Here is a 25,897-nt window from a genome sequence, read left to right as displayed (position 1 = left end):
TCACTTTTTCCACACATCATTCAATTGTATAAAGGAGGAATTTTAAAAATACACACTCCACAAATGTGAACGATATGTGAACTGGGCATAGTTCTCATTTCCAAATCCATACTGAATGTATCCAGAAGTAAATGGAGGCGGATAATGTGGACAAAAGGATGAATCTGCTCATGTTCAGCGGCGATTATGATAAAGCGATGGCTGGACTGATTTTGGCCAATACAGCTCGGGAGCTGGATGTAGAGGTTACCATGTTTTTTGCGTTCTGGGGGTTATTTCTGGTTCGTGATCCCGAGAAGATGACGCTTGAGGACAAGACGATATACGAGAAAATCATGGGCTGGATGACTCCGAAGGGACCTGAGGCCCTGCCGCTGTCCAAGATGAATTTTAGCGGTCTGGGCAAGCTGATGCTGACGGAAATGATCGAAGATAACGAAGCCCCGAAGCTCATTCATTTCTTGAAGGGAGCGCGGAAGAAAAACGTCAAATTTTATGCCTGCAAGCTATCGGTGGAAATTATGGGGTTCAAACCGGAGGAGTTCATCCCTGAGCTGGAAATTATCGAGGCCAAAACCTATCTAAAAGATGCACTCGAATCCGATATGCAGCTGTTTATATAAGATAAACGCACGCCTTGCCCGATTTTTGGACGAGGCTTTTATTTTGTCTAAATGATGACATCCGCCTATTTTTTTTAACCTATTCAGGCCTACCTACGTACCCTAAGAAGACAGAACGACTTAGGAGGCGCCGTATGCTCATGGCTCGAATTGGAAGCAGTAGTTGTAGGTATCAGCCTTCTAACGAGGCTTATTTCCAGAGGTATCGCGACAATACGATCGGATATCACCAGACCTTTGAATCTCCATACGGACAAAAAAAGCTGATTTATGCGGATTGGACAGCCAGCGGCCGTCTGTATGGGCCCATCGAGTCGAAAATAGTTAATGATTTGGGCCCTTTTGTGGCGAACACTCATACGGAGTCTAATTTGACAGGCACCCTGATGACCCAAGCCTATGAAGAGGCAAAACGAATCATTAAGAACCACGTTCATGCCGACGAACACGATATCATTATGTTTGCCGGGTCCGGTATGACCGGTGCGGTGAATAAACTTCAACGGTTGTTAGGATTGAAAATACATGAGAAATTAAAGCACCTCTATCCAATCGCTGAAAAAGAACGTCCCGTTATTTTTGTTACGCATATGGAGCATCACTCCAATCATATCTCCTGGGCGGAAACCATCGGAGACGTCGTGTGTGTCCCTCCGGGTCCCGGCGGTATCGTCGATCCAGTTCAGCTCGAACGGCTGCTGCATCAATTCCGGCATCGGCCTATGAAGATTGGCGCTTTTACGGCCTGCTCTAATGTTACAGGTTTTGAAGCACCCATGTACCAGCTATCCCGCAAAATGCATGAACATGGCGGCGTCTGTTTTATTGATTTTTCTGCAAGCGCTCCTTACACCGAGATCAACATGCATCCCCCTGAACCCCTTGAAAAATTGGACGGAATTGTATTTTCACCACACAAATTCCTCGGTGGTCCCGGTACAAGCGGCGTTTTAATTATGGATTCAAGACTCTGCTTTAATAATGCTCCAGATCAGCCCGGAGGCGGCACAGTAAGCTGGACCAACCCTTGGGGTGGGTACGAGTATAAACATAATATCGAAGCACGCGAGGATGGAGGGACACCTCCCTTTTTGCAGGCCGTTCGAACGGCGCTCTGCATTCGGCTGAAGGAACAAATGGGATGCACCCGTATGTTGGAGCGTAAAAAGGAGCTAACCTCATTATTGCTAAAAGGCTTGGGCACCATACCAGGCCTGCACATTTTGGGTGGAAGCAGCCAAGATCGGCTGGGAATCGTTTCTTTCGTTGTCGACCATATTCACTATAACCTGATTGTAAAATTACTGAATGATCGGTTTGGAATTCAGGTCCGGGGCGGCTGCTCTTGTGCAGGAACCTACGGACACTATTTGCTGGGTATCGACCAACAAACCTCTATTCAAATGACAAGCCTAATCCATGCAGGAGATTTATCGCAAAAACCAGGCTGGGTGCGCCTGTCCCTCCATCCTATGATGACGAATCAGGAAGTCTCCTATCTCATATCTTCCATACGAGAAATTGTAGAAAACATCATGACCTGGCAAAAAGATTATATCTATCAACCAGACACGAACGAATGGCGATCTATGAAACAATCTAAAAAAATAGACATCCACAAATGGTTCAATTTTAGCGATTAAGAGACTCCTGTCCTGAGACGGCCTTCAATTGGGCTGGGATAATCGAATACTTCGGAAAACAGGCTATATGATTTTTGAATAAAAAGAAAGGAGCGACCTAATCACCAGGGTCTGCTCCTTTTGTTCTTATCAATATAGCGTAAAATCGCTCATTTGCTCTCGGATTCCCACTTGGATATCTCTTCGCGCACCCGTGGCGCTACCTCTGTTCCCAGCAGCTCAATAGCTCTCATGACATCTTCATGCGGCATTGTTCCGACGGGTACGTGCAGCATAAAGCGTGTAATGCCTACCTGTTTGCGCAGGTGAATGATTTTCTTGGCAACTGTATCGGAATCGCCTACATACAGCGCGCCCTCAAAGCTGCGTGCGGCATCGAAGCTGGAACGGGTGTAAGGACCCCAACCACGCTCACGCCCAAGTACATTCATGACTTGCTGGGTAGAAGGGAAAAACTTGTCTGCTGCAAGCTCGGTGCTTTCCGCAATAAAACCATGCGAGTGGGATGCAACTGGAAGCAGCGATGCGTCATGGCCTGCGTGCTTAGCCGCTTTTTTATACAACTCGACCAATGGTGCAAAATGCATAGGGCTGCCTCCAATAATGGCAAGCACCAACGGCAATCCGAGCAAGCCGGCACGGGCTACAGATTCCTGATTGCCCCCGCTGCCAATCCATACGGGCAACGGATTTTGAACCGGACGCGGGTACACGCCCAAATTGTTGATTGCGGGCCGATGTCCGCCTTTCCAGGTGACTTTTTCGGATTCGCGTATTTTCAATAACAGCTCCAGGCTTTCATCGAACAACTCATCGTAGTTGTCCAAATCATATCCAAACAACGGGAACGATTCGATAAAAGACCCCCGTCCTGCCATAATTTCAGCCCGTCCATTCGAGATGCCATCCAGTGTAGCGAAATCCTGAAACACCCGCACCGGATCATCCGATGACAGCACCGTGACTGCACTGGTTAGTCGAATCCGCTGGGTCTGTGCTGCTGCCGCAGCCAGTATAACAGCTGGTGCAGATGCTGCATAATCTTTGCGATGATGCTCCCCTACACCATACACATCCAGCCCTACCTGATCTGCAAGCACAATTTCCTCCACAACCTCACGGATTCGTTGTGCGTGACTAATGACCTCACCGGTTTGGGGATCCGGCGTTGTTTCCACAAACGAGCTTATACCTATCTCCACTGGTCCTGCCTCCTATTTTCATGTTTCGTTCTCATTCGGCTGCTTGCAAAGCAAACCATTTTAAAAACCGATATCTTTATATTGAACTATTTCTGTTTATTTTTCAAGCTTTCCTTTTCTGGGTCTGGATTCAGTGAACAGGAACGTCAATAGGAGCTCATGCCAATGTGTATATCGGTATTGACATTGCGACGAGAAGTAACTAATATGGTTACAACGGTGGTGAACAGTTATGAAACAAATCAGTAGTCGCTTCTCGATAGCAGTCCATATCCTTACGTTGATTGCTATTATGCCGGGAGAATGTACAGGAGACTTCATTGCAGACAGCGTAAATACAAATCCCGTCGTGATCCGAAGAATTATGGGCATGCTGAAGAAAGCCGGTCTGATTGACATCCGGTCTGGTATAGGTGGTGCTTCTCTTTTGAAGGAGCCGGAATCCATTACTTTACTGGATGTATATCATGCGGTTGAGGTTATTGATAAGGGACATTTATTTAATTTTCATAAGGACCCGAGTCCACTCTGTCCTGTAGGCAAAACCATCGAGGCCTCCCTCTTGGGAGAATTGGCTGAAGCTCAGGCGGCTATGGAACAGCGATTGAAACGCGTCACGATTCAAAAGATGCTAAATCAAGTTCATGTTGAAGCTCATGTTAATTAAAGCTCAGATAGAGCTTTTTTTAAAAACCTCGTTGTAACCACTTGTGTTATAACAAATATTTTTTTAGTACTTGTGAAAATTCGATATAAATTGAATGGAGTTCTGCCATTCATTTTTATATACATATTCAATTGGAGGAATGGAAAAATGAAAATATTGGTAACTGGCGCAACTGGACAATTTGGATCTATAGTCGTGGATACACTGTTAAAAACAGTACCTGCTGCAAGCCTTGCGGTAAGTGTACGCAATCCTGAGAAAGCTGAACACCTTCGCACACAAGGCGTTGACGTACGTCACGGTGACTTCGACAAACCTGAGACTTTGGATCAGGCATTCGCTGGTGTGGATCGTTTGCTGATCGTCTCCGCGGACGGGGATAACGCGACACGGATTCGTCAGCACCAAAATGCTGTCGATGCAGCCAAAAAAGCCGGGGTAAGCTTCATTAGTTACACGAGTGTTGCTAAGGCAGACCGTAATGCCCTCTCCCTTGCCGAGGTTCATCGTGCGGCGGAAAAAGCTATTCGCGAGACTGGCATTCCGTATTCCTTCCTTCGCAACAACTGGTATGTTGAAAACGAAGCAGGCAGCATACAAGGCGTATTGCATGGTGCACCTTGGCTTAGTGCTGCAGGCAGCGCTCGGATAAGCTGGGCTTCACGCAGTGATTATGCCCAAGCTGCTGCTGCTGTTCTCGCTGGAGAAGGACATGAAAACACGGTCTACGAACTCTCTGGTAAACCTCGCACACAAGCCGAGCTTGCAGCCATCACGGCCGAAGTAATAGGCAAAGAAGTGAAGGTCGTCGATGTGGACGACGCTTCATTAGGCGAGGCTTTGCGTGCTGCAGGACTGCCTGATTTTGTGGTCACCATGCTTGTTGATTTGCAGGGGCCGATCCGCGAAGGCTCCCTTGATGTGGAAAGCGATGATCTGGAAAAATTGCTAGGGCGCCCGGCTCAGCCTTTAAGTGATTCTGTCAAAGCTATTATTGGCCAATAATTAACGAATAACGACGAGGATTTCATACAAATATGAAAAAACCACCGGATTACTAGGCTCTCAAGCCTGTTTCCGGTGGTTTTTCCTGTCTCATGTTTACTTGAGACGTTGATTGTTTAGTTCTTTTTTACAAATTCCGATTTTAATTTCATCGCTCCGAAACCGTCAATTTTGCAATCAATATCATGATCGCCTTCCACCAGACGGATATTCTTCACTTTGGTGCCGATTTTCAAAACAGATGAGCTTCCTTTAACCTTAAGATCTTTAATAACGGTTACAGAGTCACCATCCTGCAGAACGTTACCATTTGCATCTTTCACGACCTTTACATCTTCATTGCTTACGGTTTCTGACTCGGATGACCACTCATGAGCGCATTCCGGGCAGATGAAGAGACTACGATCCTCGTAAGTGTACTCTGAATTACATTCAGGGCAATTTGGCAAATTAGACATGTTAGTATGTACTCCATTCATTTTTAATTCTATACAAGTATATTGGATAATCAACAATGAATCCACTCATGGATGAAATTAGGCGGCGTAAGTGGACGTCTCAGAGTCGCTGCTCAGACTTGAGGCTCATACTCGCTCAATTTCCCTTCGTAGATCAAATGGAATCGGTCACTTTGCCGAAAATCGTCTGGCGTAATAAGGGCGGGCAACTTGTTCCATATTTTTATGCCGGATCGCTGTAAAATTTCCGCGACGAATTGCGAACAAAAATAAGAATTGCTGAACTCGACTGGTTCTTTGAGTGCAACACCAATCAACCCCAGTAAGTTATACATATATTTTTGGCGACTTCGGATAAAGACGTGTAAGACCCGCTTCATTTTTTCGACTTCACGATCGGTTACCTGAAGCTCGTAGATGACACATGTTGTATTCGGAAATCTGCTGTATGTACCTGTCTTAATATCCTCTTTTACGAAACCGCCATCCAGAGGATTATTGGGAGTCTTTCTCCCGAAGCTGTATAACTCCGAAAGTTCACGGTCGAAGGAAATGGAGGCGTGATTGTATGGCGCTCTTGTATAGCTTTTAATGACTCTCGTAAGAAACGTTCCCGTATTGGTAAGCAAGATAAAGACGGATTGATCAGCTACCATTTACTAAATTTCCCCTTATCAAGTTTGAATTATTCCTTCATAATAACATAGGAATCCTTTAATGGAATCCTATTTCGCGATAAGTTGGTGAAGGCATGGACAGTTCGCTATTAACGTTAATTCTCATTTTTACAGCCTTATTGGTCATCCATCTGATTTATATAGTGGTAGTCAAAACACAGCCCGACAAAGACTATGCAGCTATTGGACTTCGCATCAAGACCTGGTGGGGCATGTTCTTGATCTTTTGCTTGGCAACTCTTTTCAATCCGATCGTTTCACTGCTTTCCTTGATGGCGCTCACTTTTTTTGCGCTAAAAGAATACTTTTCCATGATCAGATCCAGAAAAGCCGATCGCAGATTGTTTCTATGGGCGTACTTGGCTATTCCTGTACAGTTTTATTGGATTTATATCGGGTGGTACGGGATGTTTATTGTCTTTATCCCCATCTATGTGTTCTTGCTGCTGCCGCTCCCGCGATTGATCAATAAAGGAACGGTTGGTTTCCTGCGCAGTGTCAGCTCGACCCAATGGGGGCTCATGCTGATGGTTTTCGGGCTGAGTCACCTGGCCTATTTTCAGTTTGCTACGCCGCAATACGGAGCGAAACTTGTACTTTTTCTAGTGGTTCTGACGCAACTCAATGATGTCGCGCACTATCTGGCATCACTCTATTTCGGGAAGCGGAAAATTGTCCCGACATCCAACCCCAATTTAACTTGGGAAGGCTTTGCATTCGCTTTTCCCGTAACCATAGCGGCTTCCTATCTAATCTATCCCTACCTGACGCCGTTTGACCTGAAATTTGGAATTATTTTCGGCATGCTGATCAGCTTGAGCGGTTTCTTCGGCAGCTTAACGGTCTCCGTGCTGAAGCGAGATTTATTAATCGGCGATGATGACAAGTTCGATGCTCTGAAAAAAAGCTACTTAAGCCGAGTGGATAGCTTGACCTACACCTCGCCTGTCTTTTTTCATGTGCTTCGTTATTTTTTTGACTTTATGTAGCAATATCTTACTATGAAAAGGGCAGTCTAGCCTCACCTGAGGATAGACTGCTGTGGCAAAGTGACACGCCCTATTACGCCGCCAGCATACAGGAAGCTTTTCTCGGCATCTACGATGTAAATCAAGCCTGCATCGGCATGGTGCACATCAGCCTCTCTTCTTTGTATCGGCTTCTTAATGCACCGATTAATGCACCTGATCCAGCAATTGATATGCTTCTTCCTTCGTTGTGACGGCCAGAAGCGCTTCTCTAAAATGATCATCCATCAGCTTGCGGGACAGCATTTGCAGTACTTTCAGGTGCGTATTGTCCTTGCTATTGCGCGGTACAGCAATCATGAAGATCAATTTCGCCTCACTACCATCGAGACTTTCCCAGTCAACGCCACTCCGCTTGATGCCAAAAACCACGCTTGGCTTTAAGACAGCTTCCGATTTGCCATGTGGGATGGCAATATTCATTCCGATACCTGTGGAGCTTTCTTGCTCTCGGGCCAATATGACCTCTTTAAGATCACTGGCAGAGCTTACGATTCCCGTTCCCACAAGTGCTCCGATCATTTCATCAATGACAGCATCCTTTGTCGTTCCTTCCAGATTGAGGTTAATCAGATCCATCGTTACAATATCCGTCAGCTTCTCAATGTGGACAGCTTGTGAAGGTACTTCTGACCCATGATTTATAGCGGCTGTTGAAGCCGATAACTCCGCAGCAGTTGTAGTAGTTGCAGATGGTTCGGCTACTGCCGCGGAATTTCCAGATTTCACTTCTCCAGCAACGGCCGTATCTACAGTCGCAATATCTTTTTTCAGCAGGCTTACCATGACAACCGTTACGGCTACGCCGATAATAACGGCGATAAAGAACATAAACACATGATCAACTGCACCAAGCACGGCTACAATCGGCCCACCGTGAGCTACCCTATCGCCTACATTCCCCAGCATGGCGATGACTGAACCGACCATGGATCCTACCATGATACTGGGAATAACACGGAGTGGATCTTGCGCCGCGAATGGAATGGCACCTTCGGTAATGCCGAACAGACCCATCGTAAATGTTGCTTTCCCGGCCTCGCGTTCCGACGGTGCAAATTTACGTTTGTTGATCATCGCTGCAAGTCCCATCGCAATCGGTGGAATACAAATCGCAACGGCGATTGGACCCATAATTTCATAATTTCCTTCGCCAATCATGGCTGAGCCAAATAAGAAGGCCACTTTATTCACCGGACCGCCCATATCAAAGGAGATCATCGCCCCCAAGATCAGCGCCAGCAGAATCGAGCTTGTGCCTTGCATACCTGCAAGCCAACCTGTTAAAGATTCAAACAATTGCGCAATTGGAGCACCGATTACAAACACAAAGATTAATCCCACAATCAAGGATGACAATACGGGAATAATAATAATAGGCATGATCGGCTGTAACGCCCGGCCAACCTTTATTTTCCGAATCCCCAGTGCAACATAACCCGCCAGAAAACCGGCAATAATTCCACCGATAAATCCGGCCCCCGCCTCACTTCCATAAAAACTGCCGTTCGCAGCAATAAATCCGCCAATCATACCCGGTGCAAGCCCCGGTCTATCGGCAATGCTCATCGCGATAAATCCAGCGAGGATCGGTACCATAAAGGTAAACGAAGCCGAGCCGATATCCTGAATCGTCTTCCAAAACGAACCGTCCGGTATAACCAGACCGCCAGGTGTCTTCTCACCGCCAATCGTCAGTGCAATGGCAATGAGCAAGCCTCCGATGACGATGAAGGGCACCATATAGGACACACCATTCATCAAGTGGCGGTAGATTGGGTTTTGCTTCGGTTTTTTCTCCTCTGTACTACCTTCGGCAGAACGTGACTGTGCCTCGTACACAGGCACATCGCCTTTCATCACCCGCTGGATCAACTCTTCCGGACGACGGATACCATCCTGTACACCAACGACCAGCAGTTTCTTGCCAACGAACCGGTCTTCTACCACCGTCTTATCTGCTGCAATAATAATGCCATCCGCTTCACGGATCTCCTGCTCCGTTAATTGATTTTCGACTCCAATGGAGCCTTGTGTCTCGACCTTCATCTCGATGCCCAGTTTCGCTGCTGCCTTTTGCAGATTCTCAGCTGCCATATACGTATGTGCAATTCCGTTAGGACATGAGGTAATCGCCAATATTTTCATAGTCATTCCCCTTCTCTGTGATGTTTCCGCTTACATTGATAGTATAAACGTCTATTTGGCTGTTATTGATCGAACTTTTTACCGGAACTTTCGGAAAAACGGATTTATAAGGACAAAAAGCAGGACTTATATAAGTCCTGCTCCAGAGCACAGCTTTTGGTATTCACTTATCCTTTTAGCTTCCCTAATAATCTCATCGCATCAGTCTCCTTGGACAATGCATGCACCATAGCCGGCTGCTCACTGATCAGGGATAATTCCTTAAACAACTGTCGCATCTCTTCGCGTCTATCCTGTTTAACCGCAAGCAGGAACACAAGCTCTACTTTCTCGGTTCCCCAGGTGAGTGGCTGCCTCAAGGTAGCGACTACAATAGCTGACTGTCTGATCCACTCCGAGCCGCCATGCGGGATGGCAACACCTCCACCAATCGTGGTAGCGGACATTTTTTCTCGCGCCAGCACACTTTCCACATAACCTTCCTCGACATATCCCTTGTTCTCCAGTATTCGCGCCAGCTTGGAGATAATTTGTTCGGGGCGTTGCACTTCCTGCTGGGGAAAGACCAGAAAAGGCGTCGTATACCTGAAAAATACAGATTCATCTGCCACCCTGTGTTCCGGCTCATCCAATCGTCTGATCACCTGCTCCAGCTGACGCTCGTCCTTGGCATCCAGCAATGGAGAGACGAGAATGTGGGGAACTTTTATGTCCGGGAGAGCTACGGTTGTAATGACAAGCTCCACCTCATGGGCTGCCAGATAGTCTTGAACTTCCGCTTTCGATATCGTGGTTTCCACATGCACAGACGGAAATTTGCGTTCCACCTTTGTACGCAGCAGCTGGGACATGCCAATGCCCATGTGACATACGATGACTGCTCTTTGAGGATGACTGTCCCTCTGATGAAGCCGCTCCACAGAGGCTTGGAAATGCAGGGTTAAATACGCTGCTTCCTCTTCGGGAAATGATAATCGGATCATTCTCCCTACCTCTTCCAGTGCAATAATGACCCGGTCGAACATGTAGGGGTACATCTTCTTGATCTCGGCCAGCATGGGATTGGACACAGTCAGACCATATTGAAGACGGTTCAGGGTCGTATATAAATGAATCTTCAACCCGTTTAGCAGCATCTTGTCCTTGTCAAAAGCAATCATATTCAGCTCTGACATCCGCTGGATCAGCTGCTCAACCAATGCAGGCAAAAGCGGATGGCTGTCTGCCAGATCGCTCTGCTTTCCCTTCCTTTTCTCCTGCTGGTAACGGAACTTCCCGCTAAGCAGATGCAGGGTTAAATAAGCCGTCTCTTCCCGAGAAAAAGGCACGGCAAACAGCTTTTGCAGCTGCTGTAAAAAAGACGTAGCCCATGTAAATTCAGCTTTTTCCTGCAAAAAGGCAATGTCCTGCCCGGAGAGCGAGATGGGCTGTCCGAGCTTGGTTCGTTTGACCATTAACAGGATATGCAGCATTAGACCTTCGAAAGCTTCATCAGTGAAGCTGAGCTCATGACGTTTTTGAAATGTTTTTAGTTCATGATGTATGGTTGCAATCTCGTGCGGTTCAAACTGTTTGCGCATCATTTGTCCTGTTAACTCAGGACTATCTATCAGTTGGTTCAGCCGTGCCAAAGCTATCCGCTTGTTTTTCTCGGAGCCTTGAATCGTCAATCCTACGCGCTGCTTGGTAATCAAGGCAAGATCAAGGCTGTGCAGCCAGTCCTCGATCTTCTCCATATCTCTACGGATCACCGTTTTATTCACATAATACTGGGAGGCCAGATCCTGTATGGTTACAGGCTTGGCAGCCATCAAGAGACGATAGGCGAGATGCAGCACCCTTTCCTCATCCGACTCATGTTGGACTCTACTCTCGTCCGCATACAGTCGATGGAACAAATCTATCCGCTCCAATTCATCCATCTCCAGATAAATGCCGCGTCCCGGCCTTCTCACCAGATTGGCGCTGGAATGCTTGACTATATATTCTTCAATTACCTTCAGATCGTTGCGGATCGTCTTTTCAGAGCACTCAGTCCGATCCGCCAAATCCTGCACTAACCATAACCGCCCCGGTTCAGTTAACAACCTGCGAAAAATTTCTGTTTGCCTTTTGTTCATTCCAATCTCCCATCTTCCAAAATAAAGAATGTCTAGGGCGTTTCCTGCTATATCTATCTTAGGCTTTCTGTCGACATTTAAGTATACTCCAAGTAGTACATTTTAAGCATCGTAGTCCCCATGTTTATTCTTTAATTTCATTCACAAGGGATATTTATATTATTTTAATGGTTTATAGGATGTTTTCCTAAACATGGAATAGAAATTAACCGTTAATATAAGGGGCGTGTTTTAAATGATTGAATATTAAAAAGAGGTGTATTTTTTGGAGAACCAGCACATGTCACAGAATCCGCAGGAAACATCAAGACAGATGTACATTCGCCATGGCCAAAACGATGGGGAAACAAACAGGATGGCAGAGATATCAAAAACCTATGGTTCGTCTATTTTGTTTAGGCGTTGGGGAGCAACGGTATTTGATTTTATATTCTTTGTGATCGGTTATATTGGCTTGTTTATCTCTGTCATTCAAATAACGGATAGATGGTTTTTGCCTTTGGCGATTGCAACCCGTTTATCCTGCTTATAGCTTTTTTCTGCTATTATTTGCTTTTGGAAGGTTATACAGGCTATACGCTGGGTAAGTTCGTTTTTCGTATTAAGGTGGTTAACGGGGAAGAAAGGCCTCCTGGTTTTCATAAATCGCTAATTCGCACTTTGCTTAGATTGATTGAAACCAACCCTGTTCTAATGGGTTCGTTACCTGCTGTTATCAGCGTGTTAGTAACTGCAACAGGACAACGAATTGGTGATCTAGCCGCAGGTACATATGTTGTAAAGGTACGGGATTTAGAGCCGATTAGCAAAAAGACACTGAAACGTTCGCTGTTGATATTTTTTATCGCAATGGTGATCTTGGGAGGCTCGTTTGTTAATGCTATTTATATATGGCTGCATAATTATCAACCTCCTGAAGCTCCAGTGAGCAGGGCAGAACAGAACTTTATAAGTAAAGATGGTCGGTTTCAAATCTCAGCTCCGCTAGACTGGTCAACAGACCCGGACCGTGAAAAAATGACTGATATTGCGATATTTAATCCGTACATTCAAAAGTCCGTTGCAGTAGTGTCCAATTCGAAAAAGGAACTGGGCAATGTAACTCTCCAGCACTACGCAGAGAAAATTCAATACAACATGACCAAAGAGTTTAACCTTTCTACTGTAGGACCTTCCTCTAACACAACGATTCATGGATATCCTGCCATTGAGTTTACGATTAAAGGACAGAAAGATGTGAACCATTATGTCACCCATGTAGCGATTATTGAGACCGAAAATGATTATTATCAGGTGCTGGGATATACGCCCGCATCTAAATATAGTCGTTTTAAGAAAGAGCTGCATGATATTACCTACAGCTTCAGCGAGGTTCGCCATTAGACTGCGCAGCTGGTGAAAGATAGGAACGACTCGAAAAACAGGGACTCTTGGGAGTAGCCTGCTTTTTGGGTATAATTCTATAATTCCCTCTCCGTATACGTAAACGGTTGCATTTCTGTGATAAAATAGGCTGACATGTACGGCAACACGCTTTATTATGTTGTTCAGATGCACAATCAAATGAAAACTATTTCACAAGTATAATCCGTCACATCACTATGTATAGGGAGGAACCGCGAACTGTTCCAGATCTCCGAAAAACAAGCCCAAGACATCGTAGATAAAATGATGAAGGATATTCCATACAATATCAATATTATGAACGAACGAGGCATCATCATTGGCAGCGGAGAGAGTGAACGAGTCGGGACTGTTCATCAAGGAGCCGTTCAGGCGCTCGAAACCGGAAAAATGATTGAAGTATGGCAGGATGGTCACTACGAGAAACAAGGGACCAATGAGCCGATTGTCATTCATCATGAGCGGGTCGGCGTCATTGGCATCACGGGAAACCCCGATGAAGTGCGCCCTTTTTGCAACATCGTCAAAACTACGGTATCCCTCCTGATCGAACAAAGGATCTCCCTGGAGCATCTGGCTCACGAAGCCAACCGCAAAAAATCCATGCTGGAAATGCTGTTGCATCATCAAGGGGCCTACACTCAAAAAATAAAAAAAGAAGCGGCTCAATATCACATTGATCTGCTTCTAAAAACTTCGGCAGTATATGTAAAGCATCTCCCTGCTGACCCGGTTTATGTAGCCGAGCTGTCGAAAATATTCATGCAGCATCCATCCTTTCATATGGAGGAAGACAGCTATCTCATCCTGATCCAGAATCAGGATGAGATAGACAAACTGCTGAAGCCACTTGTACGCAGCTATCCTGATGTGCTGATTGCCATCAGCAGACAAGAGCATAACATTGCAGAATGTTATTTACAGGCCAAGTCAACCATGAATGTTTTGCTGGCTCTGCGACCGCCTGTGCGGATGATTTCCTTTGCAGAAGTCGAATTTCTGGTCAAGCTGAGCCAATCCAGCCTGACGAACACGATTCATCTGGTCAGCAAGCTGGAAGATACCGTGGATTTGCTGGATACGCTGCGCAGCTTTATTAACCATAACGGCAGTGTCTCCTTTACTGCAGACGAATTAAATATCCATCGCAACACCCTGCAATACCGCCTAAAGCGGATTCATACCTTAACGGGTAAAGATCCCCGGAATCTCCTTCAGCTTTTTGAGCTTACACACGGCTTATTGGCACTGTACCAATGAACGGCTGTATTATGCCAGATCATTCTGCGGTAAACGCCTATTTCCCTCGCCGCCACTCCCGGATTTTATTCAATCTGTCTCAGTATTAAGGGGAAAAATCCGGGAACGCGGACGAGCGCTCCATTTCTAACGCATTCGTGCTATAATCCGCCTTCTAATTCATTGGCTACTCGCTGAATTGAAGCACCCTTGCAATATTCTCGCATGTGCGCTCTACATTTTGCGGCCCTTCGACCAGCAGCTTACCCAGTTCCGAGGCTCCCGGCACGATGCCAAACACCGCATCTATTCCTTCCTGGTATAACGTGTCGATCCCTTCCCCGACATAGCCAGCGACCGCAATGACCTTTTTGCCGGATTGTTTGGCCGCCTGGGCTACTCCATACGGAGTCTTCCCGAATTTGGTCTGAAAATCAATGCCGCCTTCCCCCGTAAAAACGATGTCCGCTTTCGCCAGCTTCTGCTTTAATCCGGTGTATTCGATCACAATCTCAATGCCTTTTTGCAGCGACGCCTGAGTAAAAATCAGCAGGCCCGCACCCAATCCTCCAGCCGCGCCTGCACCTGGAAGATCGCGCACATCCTTGCCCAGCTGCCGCTTCACCACATCTGCATAGTGGGCGAGATTGGCATCCAATTGCTGCACCATTTCCGGGGTTGCCCCTTTTTGCGGACCGAATACATGAGATGCCCCATGCTCTCCGCACAGCGGATTCGTCACATCACAGGCTACAATCAATTGCACCTGCTGCAAGCGAGCATCCAGTGATGAAATATCAATACTGGCCAGTTCTCCCAGACTGCCGCCTCCGCGAGGGAGAGTGTTTCCTTTGGCATCCAGAAATCTGACACCAAGTGCTTCGGCCATGCCTGTCCCGCCGTCATTCGTCGCGCTTCCACCAATTCCTATAATAATCTTTCGAATCCCCTGATTCAGACACTCACGGATTAACTCACCCGTACCGTAAGTTGTTGTCTTTAGCGGGTTTTTGTTGTCCTTATTGACCAGATGGATTCCGCTGGCGGATGCCATCTCGATTGCCGCAGTGGTGCCGTCTCCCAGCAAGCCGTATGCAGCAGTTACAGGTTCTCCAAGCGGTCCGGTCACCTCGAGATAACGAAGCTGCCCACCTGTCGCATCCACCAGGGACTGCACCGTTCCTTCACCACCGTCCGCCATTGGAATGTGGACATAATTCGCCGTCGGATAGACCTTGCGCAGTCCTTTCTCCATTGCGATACACACTTCTTTAGCCGTCATGCTTTCTTTAAAGGAATCCGGTGCCAGCACAAATGTCTTCTCTCTCATCTTCTCACCCCATCATCAATATTAAAGTAAAAATCCATACATCAGTGTCGCTACAATGGCCATTGTTCCACCGACAATAGCTTCGTAAGGAATAAGTCCCATCCGTTGTTTAATGCTCATTTTCATGCTGTCTGCCGTAACGTGAAAATAGTTGCCTTGTGGCAAGGAATCGATAACCGTTGCCCCTGTATGCACCATCACAGCTGCGGCGAGCGGGGCCGTCCCCATATTCAGAATCGCTTCCCCAAACGAGCCTGTCGCCAAAATGACTCCCGTCGAGGTCGACGCTGTCGCAGCCGCCATCAGAATCCCTGCGAGCGGTGCCAACAATGTGCCGGAAACTCCCGAAGCTTCAATCAGGCCAACCACCTGCGCAGACAAATCCGACGCTGAGATCAGACCTGCAATCCCGCCTGCACCGATCAAAATCAGCACGGTCGCCGTCATTTTATTTAAGCCAGAGGCTGAATATTTCAAAATATTGCGTCCTTGCCCCATTGCCAGCATACCCACAATCCCGGCAATCGGCAAAATGTACATCGCATCGACTTTGAAACTCGACAGTGCTTCAATGCCGGAGATGGACCCAATCGGGTTAATCATCAGCAAAATAACAGCCACCAACGGAGCTACAATTGCCCGTCCCAGCGCCGGGTACTTCGAAGTATCCACATCACTGTCCATAGTATCCTGATCGGATACCTTTACACCTTTAGTTTTCAACAGAGACGCCACCAGAACGGTCATCAATAAGCCACATATCGCAGGGACCACACCTGCCAGCATCACGTGGCTCAAATCAAGGTTGAAGCCGCGCGCCGCCGCAATCGTATTGGGATTCGGAGAAATAATGTTCCCCGCTTTTCCCCCTCCAGATAAGGCCAGCAGGAGCGCCAGCTTGGAAATCCCCATTTTGTTCCCGACCGACAGCGCAATAGGTGCCACGATCAGCACAGCGACCGGAATAAATACGCCCACCGCCGTAATAATCATCGTCGCCAAAGCCAGTGCGAGAATTGCTTTGCTGCCGCCAAACTTCTTCACAATAGCCTGCGCAATCGTCTCCGCCGCCCCGGATTCCATCATCACACCCGCCAATACACCTGCAGCAAGTACACGAATGACCGTCCCCATCACACTTTGCGTACCGCTAATCAATACACTAATGGTCTGCTCCAAATTGGCTCCGCCCAATAAAGCGCCTACAATGGCTCCCAAAAACAAAGCATAAACCGGATTCAGCTTTCTCAATATCAAAATAATTGCAATAGCCAGCCCCGCCAGAGCTCCTATCCAACTGATCGTCAATCCTTCCATCTGCCTAACCCCCGGGCAATTTTTGATTACGCTTTCATTATATCGATTGCGGAACGTAAAAAATATTGAAGAACAGACGAAATTGATTGTGCATTTGCACATATGTGCTTCTTTTTTCCATTTGGACACACGCGATGGATACGCTTGCAAAATTAAAAATTTAGATTATAATACTTGTATACAAGTATACTTGAATAATCAAGAAGGTGAATTTATGGTCGAATCAAGGGAATTCCTATATCCCTCCAAATGGCTTTTAAAAGCCTCTGCTGGTGATCGTGTAACATGCGAGCTTAGAATGCGTATTATTTCTGGCGCAATTGAAAGCGGTACCATATTATCAGAAAATAAATTAGCTGCAGATTTTGCTGTAAGTCGCTCACCCATTCGTGAAGCGTTAAAAATACTGGCATCCGAAAATATCATCCGATTAGAAAGAATGGGTGCAGTTGTTATTGGTTTATCAGAAAAAGAAATAGAAGAAATTTATGATGTCCGTCTACTCATAGAATCGTTTGTATTTGAACGGCTTGTAAAGATGGACACTAATGATTTAGCAATGGAACTTAGTAAAATACTGGAAATGATGAAAGTCGCAATTAAATATAGTGATGCTGATGAGTTTTCATATCAAGATGTCTTGTTCCATGAAACGATTATTCGTGCAGTTAATCATTCATACATCCTGATGATCTGGAATAATTTAAAGCCCGTTATGGAAAGCCTCATCCTTTTGTCGATGCGTATGCGTTTCAAAGAAAAGTATGAAGACTTTACACGGGTTGTAAGAAATCATGAGCTTTATATTGAAGCGATCAAGGGAAAAGATAGAGACCTCATGATCAAGTCTTTACATGAAAACTTTGATGATGTTCAAGGTAAAGTAGAAGACTTATGGATGTCACAACAAATGCTGTCTAAAGGGGTAGTGCAACAAAATGACTAACTATATGTTAGGTATAGATATCGGGACCACAAGTACGAAAGCAGTTTTATTTAGTGAAAAAGGCGAAGTCATCCAACAAGAAAATATTGGGTATCCGCTTTATACACCGGATATAGCGACAGCAGAACAAAACCCGGAAGAGATTTTTCAAGCAGTCCTACAAGCCATTTCGAACATAATGAAACATCACTCACAAAAAAAGCTGTCGTTTGTTTCATTTAGCAGTGCCATGCATAGTGTCATTGCGATGGATGAAAATGACCTGCCGCTTACGTCTTGTATCACTTGGGCAGATAATCGAAGTGAAGCATGGGCACATAAAATAAAAGACGAATTGAATGGCCAAGAAGTCTATAAACGAACAGGAACACCAATTCACCCCATGTCGCCATTAACTAAAATAGCTTGGATTGTGAATGATCTTCCTGAAATCGCTGTCAAGGTTAAAAAATATATTGGAATTAAAGAATATATTTTCAAAAAGTTCTTTGATCAGTATGTTGTTGATTATTCCCTGGCTTCAGCCATGGGCATGATGAATCTCGAAAACCTGGATTGGGATGAAGAAGCATTAAAAATTGCTGGTATAACACCTTCTCATTTATCTGAGCTCGTACCAACAACCCAGATATTTACCAACTGTAATTCAGATTTAGCAAAAGAGATGGGTATCGATCCACAGACATCATTTGTCATTGGAGCCAGCGATGGAGTCCTTTCTAATCTGGGTGTGAATGCCATACGAAAAGGCGAAGTTGCCGTCACAATTGGGACAAGCGGTGCCATTCGAACCATTATAGACAAGCCGCAAACAGACGAAAAGGGAAGAATATTTTGTTATGCCTTAACAGAAAAGCACTGGGTAATTGGCGGGCCGGTAAACAATGGCGGGATGGTCCTGCGCTGGATTCGTGACGAACTTGCCTCATCAGAAGTAGAAACAGCGAAAAGACTAGGAATTGATCCATATGATGTATTAACCCAGATTGCTGAACGTGTAAGACCAGGATCTGATGGATTGTTATTCCACCCATATCTCGCTGGTGAACGTGCGCCCTTATGGAATCCAGACGTACGTGGCTCATTCTTCGGTTTAACGATGTCACATAAGAAAGAACATATGATTCGCGCAGCCCTGGAAGGAGTCATTTACAATTTGTACACCGTATTTTTAGCATTAACCGAATGCATGGACGGTCCTGTGACCCGAATTCAAGCTACAGGAGGCTTCGCAAGGTCAGATGTTTGGCGGCAAATGATGTCTGATATATTCGCATCTGAAGTCGTCGTTCCAGAAAGCTACGAAAGTTCTTGTCTAGGAGCTTGTATTTTAGGCTTGTATGCCACCGGAAAAATCCAATCATTTGAAGTCGTTTCTGAAATGGTTGGCAGCACCAACAAACATACACCAAAAGAAGAAGCAACAAAGGAGTATAGGAAATTGCTGCCGATTTTCATTAACCTATCCAGAGTATTAGAAGACGATTATACACGGATTGCCAATTATCAAAGAGGCTTAATAAAACACTAAAAAGTTAAAATCAGGGGGTAATTACAATGCCATTAATCGTTGTAGCGATTGGAATTTTAGCACTATTAGTTTTAATCATGGGCTTCAAATTAAACACCTTTATTTCATTAATCATTGTATCGTTCGGTGTGGCTTTAGCACTTGGAATGCCATTAGAGGAAATTGTCAAAACCATTGAAGCCGGATTAGGCGGAACACTTGGTCACTTAGCGTTAATCTTTGGACTTGGAGCGATGTTAGGTAAGTTGATCGCTGATTCTGGTGGTGCTCAAAGAATTGCCATGACCCTCGTTAACAAATTTGGTGAAAAAAATATTCAATGGGCGGTCGTAGCTGCTTCATTCATTATTGGTGTGGCGTTATTTTTTGAAGTAGGACTAGTATTGTTAATTCCAATCGTATTTGCCATTTCAAAAGAATTAAAGGTTTCTATCTTATATCTCGGTATTTCGATGATTGCAGCTTTATCCGTAACACACGGTTTCTTGCCTCCACACCCAGGACCGACAGTTATTGCTCGTGAATATGGCGCGAACCTTGGTGAGGTTTTACTTTACGGTTTCATTATTGCCATTCCAACAGTTATTTTAGCTGGACCTGTTTTTACCAAACTTGCCAAAAAACTCGTACCTGCATCATTTACGAAAACCGGTAATATTGCCTCTTTAGGTGAACAAAAAGTATTTAAGTCCGAGGAAACTCCTGGATTTGGTATCAGTGTATTTACTGCAATGCTTCCTGTTATTTTAATGTCTATTGCTACGATTATTACTTTGCTTCAAAAAACAATGGGGGTTGAAGATAATAGTTTTCTAGCAGCGATCCGTTTTATTGGTGATGCATCAACTTCCATGTTGATTTCCTTGCTGGTTGCTGTCTATACCATGGGAATAGCAAGAAAATTCCAATCAAAAACGTAATGGCATCTTGTACAACTGCTATTACTCATATTGGGATGATGCTCTTAATCATTGGGGGAGGCGGAGCCTTCAAACAAGTACTGATTAATGGCGGCGTAGGTGACTATGTAGCCGAATTATTCAATGGAACTACATTATCACCAATCTTGCTTGCCTGGATCATCGCTGCAATCTTACGTATTTCCTTAGGTTCTGCAACTGTTGCAGCTTTAACAACCGCTGGTTTAGTTATTCCGATGTTGGGACAAACCGACGTTAATCTTGCTTTAGTTGTGCTTGCAACGGGAGCGGGTAGTTTAATAGCTTCACATGTTAACGATGCTGGTTTCTGGATGTTTAAAGAGTATTTTGGTTTAAGCATGAAAGAAACATTTGCAACATGGACATTGCTTGAGACAATCATTTCTGTAGCCGGATTAGGATTTATTTTAGTACTTAGTTTATTCGTATAAACCATGATTTCCGGGCGGTAGATCCCCCGCTTATCTTTTCTTAGAATCCTCTAAGTCTATAAGTGTGGATTTACTGCCTATTCATTTCAAATAAAAGGAGCAGGAAGAAATGTTCAATACAATTGGTGTCATCGGTTTAGGGGTAATGGGCAGTAATATCGCTTTAAACATGGCTGGTAAAGGTGAGCAAGTGGCTGTCTATAATTATACGAGGGATTTAACCGATAATCTTGTAAACAAAAATGAAGGTCAATCCATCCATCCCTACTACGAAATTCAAGATTTTGTTTACTCCTTAGAAACCCCAAGAAAAATCTTCCTTATGGTAACAGCGGGCAAACCGGTCGATTCGGTGATAGATACATTACTACCCTTTCTTGAAGCAGGCGATGTGATCATGGACGGTGGGAACTCCCATTACAAAGATACGGAACGTAGATATGATGAATTGAAGTCAAAAGGAATCGGTTATTTAGGAATCGGTATTTCCGGCGGTGAAGTTGGGGCTTTAAAAGGACCTTCGATCATGCCTGGTGGAGATAAAGACGTATATGAAAAGGCATCTCCTATTCTAACAAAAATTGCAGCCCAAGTGGACGGAGACCCTTGCTGTGTTTATATGGGTCCAAAAGGATCCGGTCACTTTGTAAAAATGGTACATAACGGAATCGAGTATGCAGATATGCAATTAATCGCAGAAACCTATACATTTTTAAGAAAAAAGTTATGTTTATCAGTGAATGAAATTGCTGACATCTTTGAAATATGGAATCAAGGGGAACTGAAAAGCTATTTACTCCAAATCACAGCAGAGATTTTACGGAAAAAAGATGAAATAACAGGCTTGCCACTAGTCGATGTGATTCTTGATAAAACAGGGCAAAAAGGCACAGGTAAATGGACAAGCATTCAAGCAATTGATCATGGGATCCCAGCATCCATTATTACAGAGTCATTGTTTGCCCGTTACATCTCCTCTTTAAAAGAGGACGGGTTTATGCAGAAAATATCCTGACAGGCCCAGAGATTGGTCAGCGGAGTTTAGATAAAGATTTGTGGATTGAGTACATTAGACAAGCTTTTTATATGGGTAAAATTTGTGCCTACACTCAAGGATTTATACAATATAAAATGACTTCTGAACTTTACGGATGGGAGTTGCCTTTAAAAGATATTGCCCTTATTTTCCGTGGTGGTTGCATCATTCGCGCAGAATTTTTAAACGTAATAAGCGAAACATATCAAGAACAGCCGATCTGGCTAATCTATTAATCGCCCCATATTTCGCTGAAAAGGTTAAAGAATATCAAACAGGATTGCGAAAAGTTGTCTGTGAGGGCATTAATTCGGGTACTTCGTTTCCATGTTTAAGTGCTTCACTTACTTATTACGATAGTTACCGGACAGGCATTTCAAATGCTAACCTTTTGCAAGCACAAAGAGATTATTTTGGTGCCCACACTTATGAACGAAATGATTTGGCAGGATTCTTTCATACAAACTGGCAGTGATCGATAGTCGTAGTAATCTCCAGAGCCCTAGTGAAGTGGTTCTTTCCTTCATTAGGGCTCTCCTTTTGAATACATTTTCCTATTATCTCATCTTTGAACGATTGAACTAGTTGCTTCTGTGTACCTTTTGCCTCACCGTGTCCTGCACCAACAGGTTCAATACCACCACGCCAATAACAATTAAAGCAATACCTACGACACTCCCTGTATTGATTTTTTCCTTCCAAATCAATACTGAAATCAGCGTTGTCGCAACGGCTCCTACACCTGACCAGATGGCATAAGTCATATTTAACGGTAGCGTCTTAAGGGATAGAGAGATAAAGAAGAAAGAGATAACAAACGCAACAATCGTGAATAGAGTCGGATACAGTCTGGTAAATCCTTCTGAAGCCTTAAGCATTGAAGTTCCAATCAGTTCACCAACAATAGAAATCGCCAAGAAAAGATAAGCCATTATTCATTCTCCTTTATATATGTTTTCAATTCTTCCATCATTTTTTGCCTCAATTCTTCATTGGGAGGAGCAAGCCCAAACATTTCCGCAAACCACAAACCGTCTATAACCAATCGAACCATCGTAGAACGAACCGGATCTAATTCATCGTTTTCGATTTTATTTTGGATGTTCGCATACTCATCCTGAAGTAGTTCTAGCATTTGAGGGTTAGTAAAATGAGCTGCAGAGAGAGCGGTATACAGGTCATTTTCGCCATGGTTTCCAGACAATGATGTATTCATATAAGCACGAGTCCATCTTCCTTTGGAATGCATGTCATTTTCTGCCCGCTCATTAAATTCGGTGACAAAGCTGGTCGATAGTTGTTCAACCATGCCAGAATCAGCGCATCTTTATTCGGAAAATGGTAAAGCAATCCTCCTTTACTGATCCCTGCCTTCTTAGCACGGCTTCTAAAGTTAATTTTTCTACTCCTTCTTCATGCACAATCAGTGAGGCGGCTTTAAGGATTAGTTCTCTTTTTAACTCTTTTTTATTAGTATTCATTTTTCATCACCCACTTTATTATACCGTCCAGACGGTTTTATTTCAAGTCGATTAAGTTATGGGTTTAGTATATAGTCAAAAATGCTGCAATGATGTATTCATACATATAGGAAGTCATGGGATCAAATCATTTCCATAGAGTATACTATACGAGTATAAGTTAGATGCACAATGAAATCCTATGGGTATAGGTATAGGTATTCAAATACAGCGCAGAAGAGGTTGAAAATGAGTCAGAGGCATTTTACAGATTATCCATTAAGTGAAGAAATCGTGAGAGCGCTGAATAGCCTGGGCTATGAGACGCCAACAAAAGTTCAGACGGGAAGTCATCCCAGTTGCCCTTGTGAAGAAGGACCTTGTCGTCAAATCACAGACAGGTAGCGGCAAAACAGCGGCATATGGTATTCCACTTTGCGAGTTAGTAGATTGGAATGAGAATAAGCCTCAAGCTTTAATCTTAACGCCAACCCGTGAACTCGCATTGCAGGTCAAAGAAGACATCACCAATATTGGACGCTTTAAGCGGATAAAGTGACGTCTCTTTATGGGAAGCATCCTTTTCATATACAGAAGGCTGAGTTAAAACAAAGAACGCATATAGTTGTAGGTACGCCAGGGCGTGTATTGGACCATATTGAGCGAGGCACGCTATCGCTAGAACGGATGGCCTATCTTGTTATTGATGAGGCTGATGAGATGCTGAATATGGCTTTATTGAGCAAGTTCAGTCAATCATTCAGGCGCTGCCTAGCGACAGGGTTACGATGTTATTTTCCGCTACTTTTCCTGACGATGTGGACCAACTGTCACGCAAGTATATGGATCATCCTGTTAACATTGAAATTAAAGCGACCGGTATCACGACAGCCACCATTGACCACTCTCTTATTCAGGTGATGGAGACGGACAAGCTGTTGCTGCTTCAAAATCTGCTCATTGTTGAGAATCCTGACAGCTGTATTATTTTCTGTCGCACGCAGGAGAATGTCGATATATTATTCAGGGAATTGGCCGATCTCGATTATCCATGTGATCGCATTCATGGGGGTATGGAGCAAGAAGAAAGATTCGAGGTGATGAATGCGTTCCGAAGGGGGCAATTTCGTTACTTGATTGCGACAGATGTAGCCGCCCGGGCATCGATATCACGAATATCACCCATGTCATTAATTACGATGTTCCCCTTGAGAAGGAGAGCTATGTTCATCGCACCGGACGTACGGGACGTGCAGGCAAGACGGGTAAAGCAATTACCATAGTCACTCCGAAGGATAGCAAACGATTAGCCGATATTGAAGCATATATTGGATTTGCGATTTCACCGGTAAAAGCCCCCTCAGAGGAGGCTATCGATCGCTGTAGAGAAGATTTTGAACAGAAGCTACATGTTAAAATTAAACTGAAAAAAGATAAGCGCGAGCAATTAAACCAACAGATTATGAAACTTAACTTCAATGGCGGCAAGAAGAAGAAACTTAGAGCCGTAGACTTTGTTGGGACAATCGCTAAGCTTGACGGGGTGACAGCAGACGATATAGGGATTATTACAATTTTCGATCATGTAACAGACGTTGAAATTCTGAATGGCAAGGGACCACTTGTACTTGAGATTATGAAAAATACGACCGTAAAAGGTAAGCTGTTAAAGGTGCGCAAGGGGAATAAATAGAAGCTTCATGACAAAAAAAGGGCTAGAGGAGGGAACTGTTAAACCAACAAAAATCCTTTAGGGAAATTAAGATAAGAACTGAGGAGAGACCATGCCATCCCGAGAGCAGAAAAATGAGTATTTTACTACGGGTCAGATATCAAAGCAAACAGGTCTTACCGTGAGAACATTAAGATATTATGATCAGATAGGTTTGTTAAAGCCTTCGAATTACGGTCAAGCTTCACAACGGATGTATAACAAGCTGGATTTGATTAAGCTGCAAAAGATACAAACGTTAAAGTATCTCGGTTTAACGCTTATTGATATTAAACAAATGGTAACGGAAAGCCACATTCAGGAACAGGATCTGCGAAGCTCATTAAAAATGCAACGAGAGATCATTTTACAAAAGACAGCTCATCTGCAATTCGTTTTTAAAGCTATAGACGAAGCTATAGAAAAGTTAATTCATACAGGGAAGAACACGTGGATTGGATGGCACTGGCTGAGCTTATTCATGCGGTACACATAGAGAAGGATTGGGTGGAGCAGTACCACACGGCAAATCGGTTACAAACTAGAATTGAATTATATGAAAAATGCGGCGTGAATAAACAGGGATGGCATCGATGGTTTTTTGAACATTTAGGCAATCGATCGAATATCAGAATTTTAGAAATAGGTTGTGGAGATGGAACTTTATGGTCTAGGAATGCGGACAGAATATCTGAATCATGGAAAATAACACTCACCGATCTTTCACCCGGTATGTTGGAAGAAGCTCGCAAAAATATCCGTGACACGACAGGGCAAATCAAATTCGTTGTAGCCGACGTTCAGTCGATTCCTTTTCACAACGAAGAATTCGATATCGTGATCGCCAATCACATGCTGTATCATGTGCCGGATATTCCAAAGGCAGTCTCCGAAATATACCGTGTGATGAAACCAAAGGCACTTTTCTATGCATCCACGATGAGTAAAAGCACTTGCATGAAATTGACCTGATCGCACAA

General features: G+C 44.4%; 19 protein-coding genes and 6 pseudogenes. 16 read left to right on the top strand and 9 right to left on the bottom strand.

The features are described 5' to 3' along the window. Nucleotides 1–146 precede the first annotated feature (146 nt). Both B4V02_RS00110 and B4V02_RS00105 read left to right on the top strand, forming a co-directional pair. Nucleotides 147–623 carry a DsrE/DsrF/DrsH-like family protein gene (locus B4V02_RS00110; RefSeq protein ID WP_043891432.1) on the top strand — a complete coding sequence of 159 codons (477 nt, stop codon included), beginning with the start codon at nt 147–149 and terminating at the stop codon, nt 621–623. Nucleotides 624–757: 134 nt separating this feature from the next. Then, on the top strand, nt 758–2,266 hold the full coding sequence (locus tag B4V02_RS00105; RefSeq protein WP_094153314.1) for an aminotransferase class V-fold PLP-dependent enzyme: 1,509 nt from the start codon (nt 758–760) through the stop codon (nt 2,264–2,266). A gap of 149 nt (nt 2,267–2,415) precedes the next feature. Here the strand turns inward: B4V02_RS00105 and B4V02_RS00100 are convergent, their stop codons facing one another. After that, a complete protein-coding gene (locus tag B4V02_RS00100) occupies nt 2,416–3,468 on the bottom strand; it encodes an LLM class flavin-dependent oxidoreductase (RefSeq protein WP_094153313.1) in 1,053 nt (350 codons plus the stop codon). Between the two features lie 232 nt (nt 3,469–3,700). On the opposite strand from B4V02_RS00100, the gene B4V02_RS00095 reads away from it, so the two are divergent. Beyond that, nucleotides 3,701–4,135 carry an Rrf2 family transcriptional regulator gene (locus B4V02_RS00095; RefSeq protein ID WP_094153312.1) on the top strand — a complete coding sequence of 145 codons (435 nt, stop codon included), beginning with the start codon at nt 3,701–3,703 and terminating at the stop codon, nt 4,133–4,135. Nucleotides 4,136–4,282: 147 nt separating this feature from the next. Further along, entirely contained in the window at nt 4,283–5,140 is an 858-nt protein-coding gene (locus tag B4V02_RS00090) for an SDR family oxidoreductase (protein WP_094153311.1), read from the top strand. 116 nt (nt 5,141–5,256) lie between these two features. On the opposite strand, the gene B4V02_RS00085 is transcribed toward B4V02_RS00090, so the two are convergent. Together B4V02_RS00085 and B4V02_RS00080 are read right to left on the bottom strand one after the other, a co-directional pair. Further along, nucleotides 5,257–5,598, bottom strand: a complete 342-nt coding sequence (locus tag B4V02_RS00085; protein ID WP_007433126.1) for a zinc ribbon domain-containing protein YjdM — start codon at nt 5,596–5,598, stop codon at nt 5,257–5,259. Nucleotides 5,599–5,711: 113 nt separating this feature from the next. Beyond that, complete coding sequence (locus B4V02_RS00080) at nt 5,712–6,254, bottom strand: hypothetical protein (protein WP_007433127.1); 543 nt, start codon at nt 6,252–6,254, stop codon at nt 5,712–5,714. A gap of 95 nt (nt 6,255–6,349) precedes the next feature. Between B4V02_RS00080 and B4V02_RS00075 the strand changes: the two genes are divergently transcribed. Next, the gene (locus B4V02_RS00075; RefSeq protein ID WP_094153310.1) at nt 6,350–7,264 is read left to right on the top strand and encodes a phosphatidate cytidylyltransferase; all 915 of its coding nucleotides are present in this window, start codon (nt 6,350–6,352) and stop codon (nt 7,262–7,264) included. A 186-nt stretch (nt 7,265–7,450) separates the two neighbouring features. On the opposite strand, the gene B4V02_RS00070 is transcribed toward B4V02_RS00075, so the two are convergent. Together B4V02_RS00070 and B4V02_RS00065 are read right to left on the bottom strand one after the other, a co-directional pair. Continuing rightward, a complete protein-coding gene (locus B4V02_RS00070; protein WP_094153309.1) occupies nt 7,451–9,451 on the bottom strand; it encodes a PTS fructose transporter subunit IIABC in 2,001 nt (666 codons plus the stop codon). A 167-nt stretch (nt 9,452–9,618) separates the two neighbouring features. Further along, on the bottom strand, nt 9,619–11,571 hold the full coding sequence (locus B4V02_RS00065) for a BglG family transcription antiterminator (RefSeq protein WP_094153308.1): 1,953 nt from the start codon (nt 11,569–11,571) through the stop codon (nt 9,619–9,621). A 280-nt stretch (nt 11,572–11,851) separates the two neighbouring features. Between B4V02_RS00065 and B4V02_RS26345 the strand changes: the two genes are divergently transcribed. The 4 genes and pseudogenes from B4V02_RS26345 (at nt 11,852) to B4V02_RS00055 (ending at nt 14,235) form a co-directional block, all read left to right on the top strand. Further along, nucleotides 11,852–12,103, top strand: a complete 252-nt coding sequence (locus tag B4V02_RS26345) for a hypothetical protein (protein WP_244188414.1) — start codon at nt 11,852–11,854, stop codon at nt 12,101–12,103. Continuing rightward, a pseudogene (locus B4V02_RS26340) lies at nt 12,058–12,207 on the top strand (RDD family protein); the annotation flags it as partial. The gene B4V02_RS26345 and the pseudogene B4V02_RS26340, both read left to right, overlap by 46 nt. 84 nt (nt 12,208–12,291) lie before the next feature. Next, nucleotides 12,292–12,954 carry a hypothetical protein gene (locus B4V02_RS26335; protein ID WP_244188578.1) on the top strand — a complete coding sequence of 221 codons (663 nt, stop codon included), beginning with the start codon at nt 12,292–12,294 and terminating at the stop codon, nt 12,952–12,954. Between the two features lie 285 nt (nt 12,955–13,239). Continuing rightward, nucleotides 13,240–14,235, top strand: coding sequence for a CdaR family transcriptional regulator (locus tag B4V02_RS00055; protein WP_244188413.1), 996 nt, complete (start codon nt 13,240–13,242; stop codon nt 14,233–14,235). A 166-nt stretch (nt 14,236–14,401) separates the two neighbouring features. Here B4V02_RS00055 and B4V02_RS00050 read toward each other — a convergent pair whose 3' ends face one another. After that, entirely contained in the window at nt 14,402–15,544 is a 1,143-nt protein-coding gene (locus B4V02_RS00050) for a glycerate kinase family protein (protein ID WP_094153306.1), read from the bottom strand. Between the two features lie 21 nt (nt 15,545–15,565). Next, a complete protein-coding gene (locus B4V02_RS00045) occupies nt 15,566–16,861 on the bottom strand; it encodes a GntP family permease (RefSeq protein ID WP_094153305.1) in 1,296 nt (431 codons plus the stop codon). Between the two features lie 214 nt (nt 16,862–17,075). On the opposite strand from B4V02_RS00045, the gene B4V02_RS00040 reads away from it, so the two are divergent. The 4 genes and pseudogenes from B4V02_RS00040 to gnd all read left to right on the top strand — a co-directional run bounded on the left by B4V02_RS00040 (nt 17,076) and on the right by gnd (nt 22,221). Further along, nucleotides 17,076–17,807 carry a GntR family transcriptional regulator gene (locus B4V02_RS00040; protein ID WP_094153304.1) on the top strand — a complete coding sequence of 244 codons (732 nt, stop codon included), beginning with the start codon at nt 17,076–17,078 and terminating at the stop codon, nt 17,805–17,807. Then, the gene (gene gntK, locus B4V02_RS00035) at nt 17,800–19,338 is read left to right on the top strand and encodes a gluconokinase (protein ID WP_094153303.1); all 1,539 of its coding nucleotides are present in this window, start codon (nt 17,800–17,802) and stop codon (nt 19,336–19,338) included. The genes B4V02_RS00040 and gntK overlap by 8 nt, the downstream gene beginning before the upstream one ends. 26 nt (nt 19,339–19,364) lie before the next feature. Then, nucleotides 19,365–20,710 (top strand): annotated as a pseudogene (locus B4V02_RS00030) (GntP family permease). A 109-nt stretch (nt 20,711–20,819) separates the two neighbouring features. After that, nucleotides 20,820–22,221: pseudogene (gene gnd, locus B4V02_RS00025) on the top strand (decarboxylating NADP(+)-dependent phosphogluconate dehydrogenase). Nucleotides 22,222–22,308: 87 nt separating this feature from the next. Here gnd and B4V02_RS00020 read toward each other — a convergent pair. Together B4V02_RS00020 and B4V02_RS27150 are read right to left on the bottom strand one after the other, a co-directional pair. Beyond that, nucleotides 22,309–22,678 (bottom strand): annotated as a pseudogene (locus B4V02_RS00020) (DMT family transporter). After that, nucleotides 22,678–23,227 (bottom strand): annotated as a pseudogene (locus B4V02_RS27150) (TetR/AcrR family transcriptional regulator). Before B4V02_RS27150 ends, B4V02_RS00020 begins: the two co-directional pseudogenes overlap by 1 nt. A 228-nt stretch (nt 23,228–23,455) precedes the next feature. Here B4V02_RS27150 and B4V02_RS00010 point away from each other — a divergent pair. The 3 genes and pseudogenes from B4V02_RS00010 to B4V02_RS26310 all read left to right on the top strand — a co-directional run bounded on the left by B4V02_RS00010 (nt 23,456) and on the right by B4V02_RS26310 (nt 25,889). Continuing rightward, nucleotides 23,456–24,899: pseudogene (locus B4V02_RS00010) on the top strand (DEAD/DEAH box helicase). A 160-nt stretch (nt 24,900–25,059) separates the two neighbouring features. Next, on the top strand, nt 25,060–25,413 hold the full coding sequence (locus tag B4V02_RS26315; protein ID WP_244188410.1) for a MerR family transcriptional regulator: 354 nt from the start codon (nt 25,060–25,062) through the stop codon (nt 25,411–25,413). Further along, nucleotides 25,377–25,889 (top strand): class I SAM-dependent methyltransferase, encoded by a 513-nt coding sequence (locus tag B4V02_RS26310; RefSeq protein WP_244188576.1) that lies wholly within the window; start codon nt 25,377–25,379, stop codon nt 25,887–25,889. Before B4V02_RS26315 ends, B4V02_RS26310 begins: the two co-directional genes overlap by 37 nt. The last annotated feature ends 8 nt before the right edge of the window (nt 25,890–25,897 follow it).

The sequence above is a fragment of the Paenibacillus kribbensis genome (assembly GCF_002240415.1).
Taxonomy (GTDB): Bacteria; Bacillota; Bacilli; order Paenibacillales; family Paenibacillaceae; genus Paenibacillus; species Paenibacillus kribbensis.
The sequence above is the reverse complement of the archived record's forward strand: the minus strand, read 5'-3'. Positions and strand labels throughout refer to the sequence as shown.

What these genes read in the sequence shown, in the direction of transcription:
- B4V02_RS00105 (WP_094153314.1), top strand. Translation starts at nt 758, where the DNA reads ATGCTCATGGCTCGAATTGGAAGCAGTAGTTGTAGGTATCAGCCTTCT.
- B4V02_RS00095 (WP_094153312.1), top strand. Translation starts at nt 3,701, where the DNA reads ATGAAACAAATCAGTAGTCGCTTCTCGATAGCAGTCCATATCCTTACG.
- B4V02_RS00090 (WP_094153311.1), top strand. Translation starts at nt 4,283, where the DNA reads ATGAAAATATTGGTAACTGGCGCAACTGGACAATTTGGATCTATAGTC.
- B4V02_RS00085 (WP_007433126.1), bottom strand. Translation starts at nt 5,598, where the DNA reads ATGTCTAATTTGCCAAATTGCCCTGAATGTAATTCAGAGTACACTTAC.
- B4V02_RS00080 (WP_007433127.1), bottom strand. Translation starts at nt 6,254, where the DNA reads ATGGTAGCTGATCAATCCGTCTTTATCTTGCTTACCAATACGGGAACG.
- B4V02_RS00075 (WP_094153310.1), top strand. Translation starts at nt 6,350, where the DNA reads ATGGACAGTTCGCTATTAACGTTAATTCTCATTTTTACAGCCTTATTG.
- B4V02_RS00070 (WP_094153309.1), bottom strand. Translation starts at nt 9,451, where the DNA reads ATGAAAATATTGGCGATTACCTCATGTCCTAACGGAATTGCACATACG.
- B4V02_RS00065 (WP_094153308.1), bottom strand. Translation starts at nt 11,571, where the DNA reads ATGAACAAAAGGCAAACAGAAATTTTTCGCAGGTTGTTAACTGAACCG.
- B4V02_RS26345 (WP_244188414.1), top strand. Translation starts at nt 11,852, where the DNA reads ATGTCACAGAATCCGCAGGAAACATCAAGACAGATGTACATTCGCCAT.
- B4V02_RS00055 (WP_244188413.1), top strand. Translation starts at nt 13,240, where the DNA reads ATGATGAAGGATATTCCATACAATATCAATATTATGAACGAACGAGGC.
- B4V02_RS00050 (WP_094153306.1), bottom strand. Translation starts at nt 15,544, where the DNA reads ATGAGAGAGAAGACATTTGTGCTGGCACCGGATTCCTTTAAAGAAAGC.
- B4V02_RS00045 (WP_094153305.1), bottom strand. Translation starts at nt 16,861, where the DNA reads ATGGAAGGATTGACGATCAGTTGGATAGGAGCTCTGGCGGGGCTGGCT.
- B4V02_RS00040 (WP_094153304.1), top strand. Translation starts at nt 17,076, where the DNA reads ATGGTCGAATCAAGGGAATTCCTATATCCCTCCAAATGGCTTTTAAAA.
- gntK (WP_094153303.1), top strand. Translation starts at nt 17,800, where the DNA reads ATGACTAACTATATGTTAGGTATAGATATCGGGACCACAAGTACGAAA.
- B4V02_RS26310 (WP_244188576.1), top strand. Translation starts at nt 25,377, where the DNA reads ATGGCACTGGCTGAGCTTATTCATGCGGTACACATAGAGAAGGATTGG.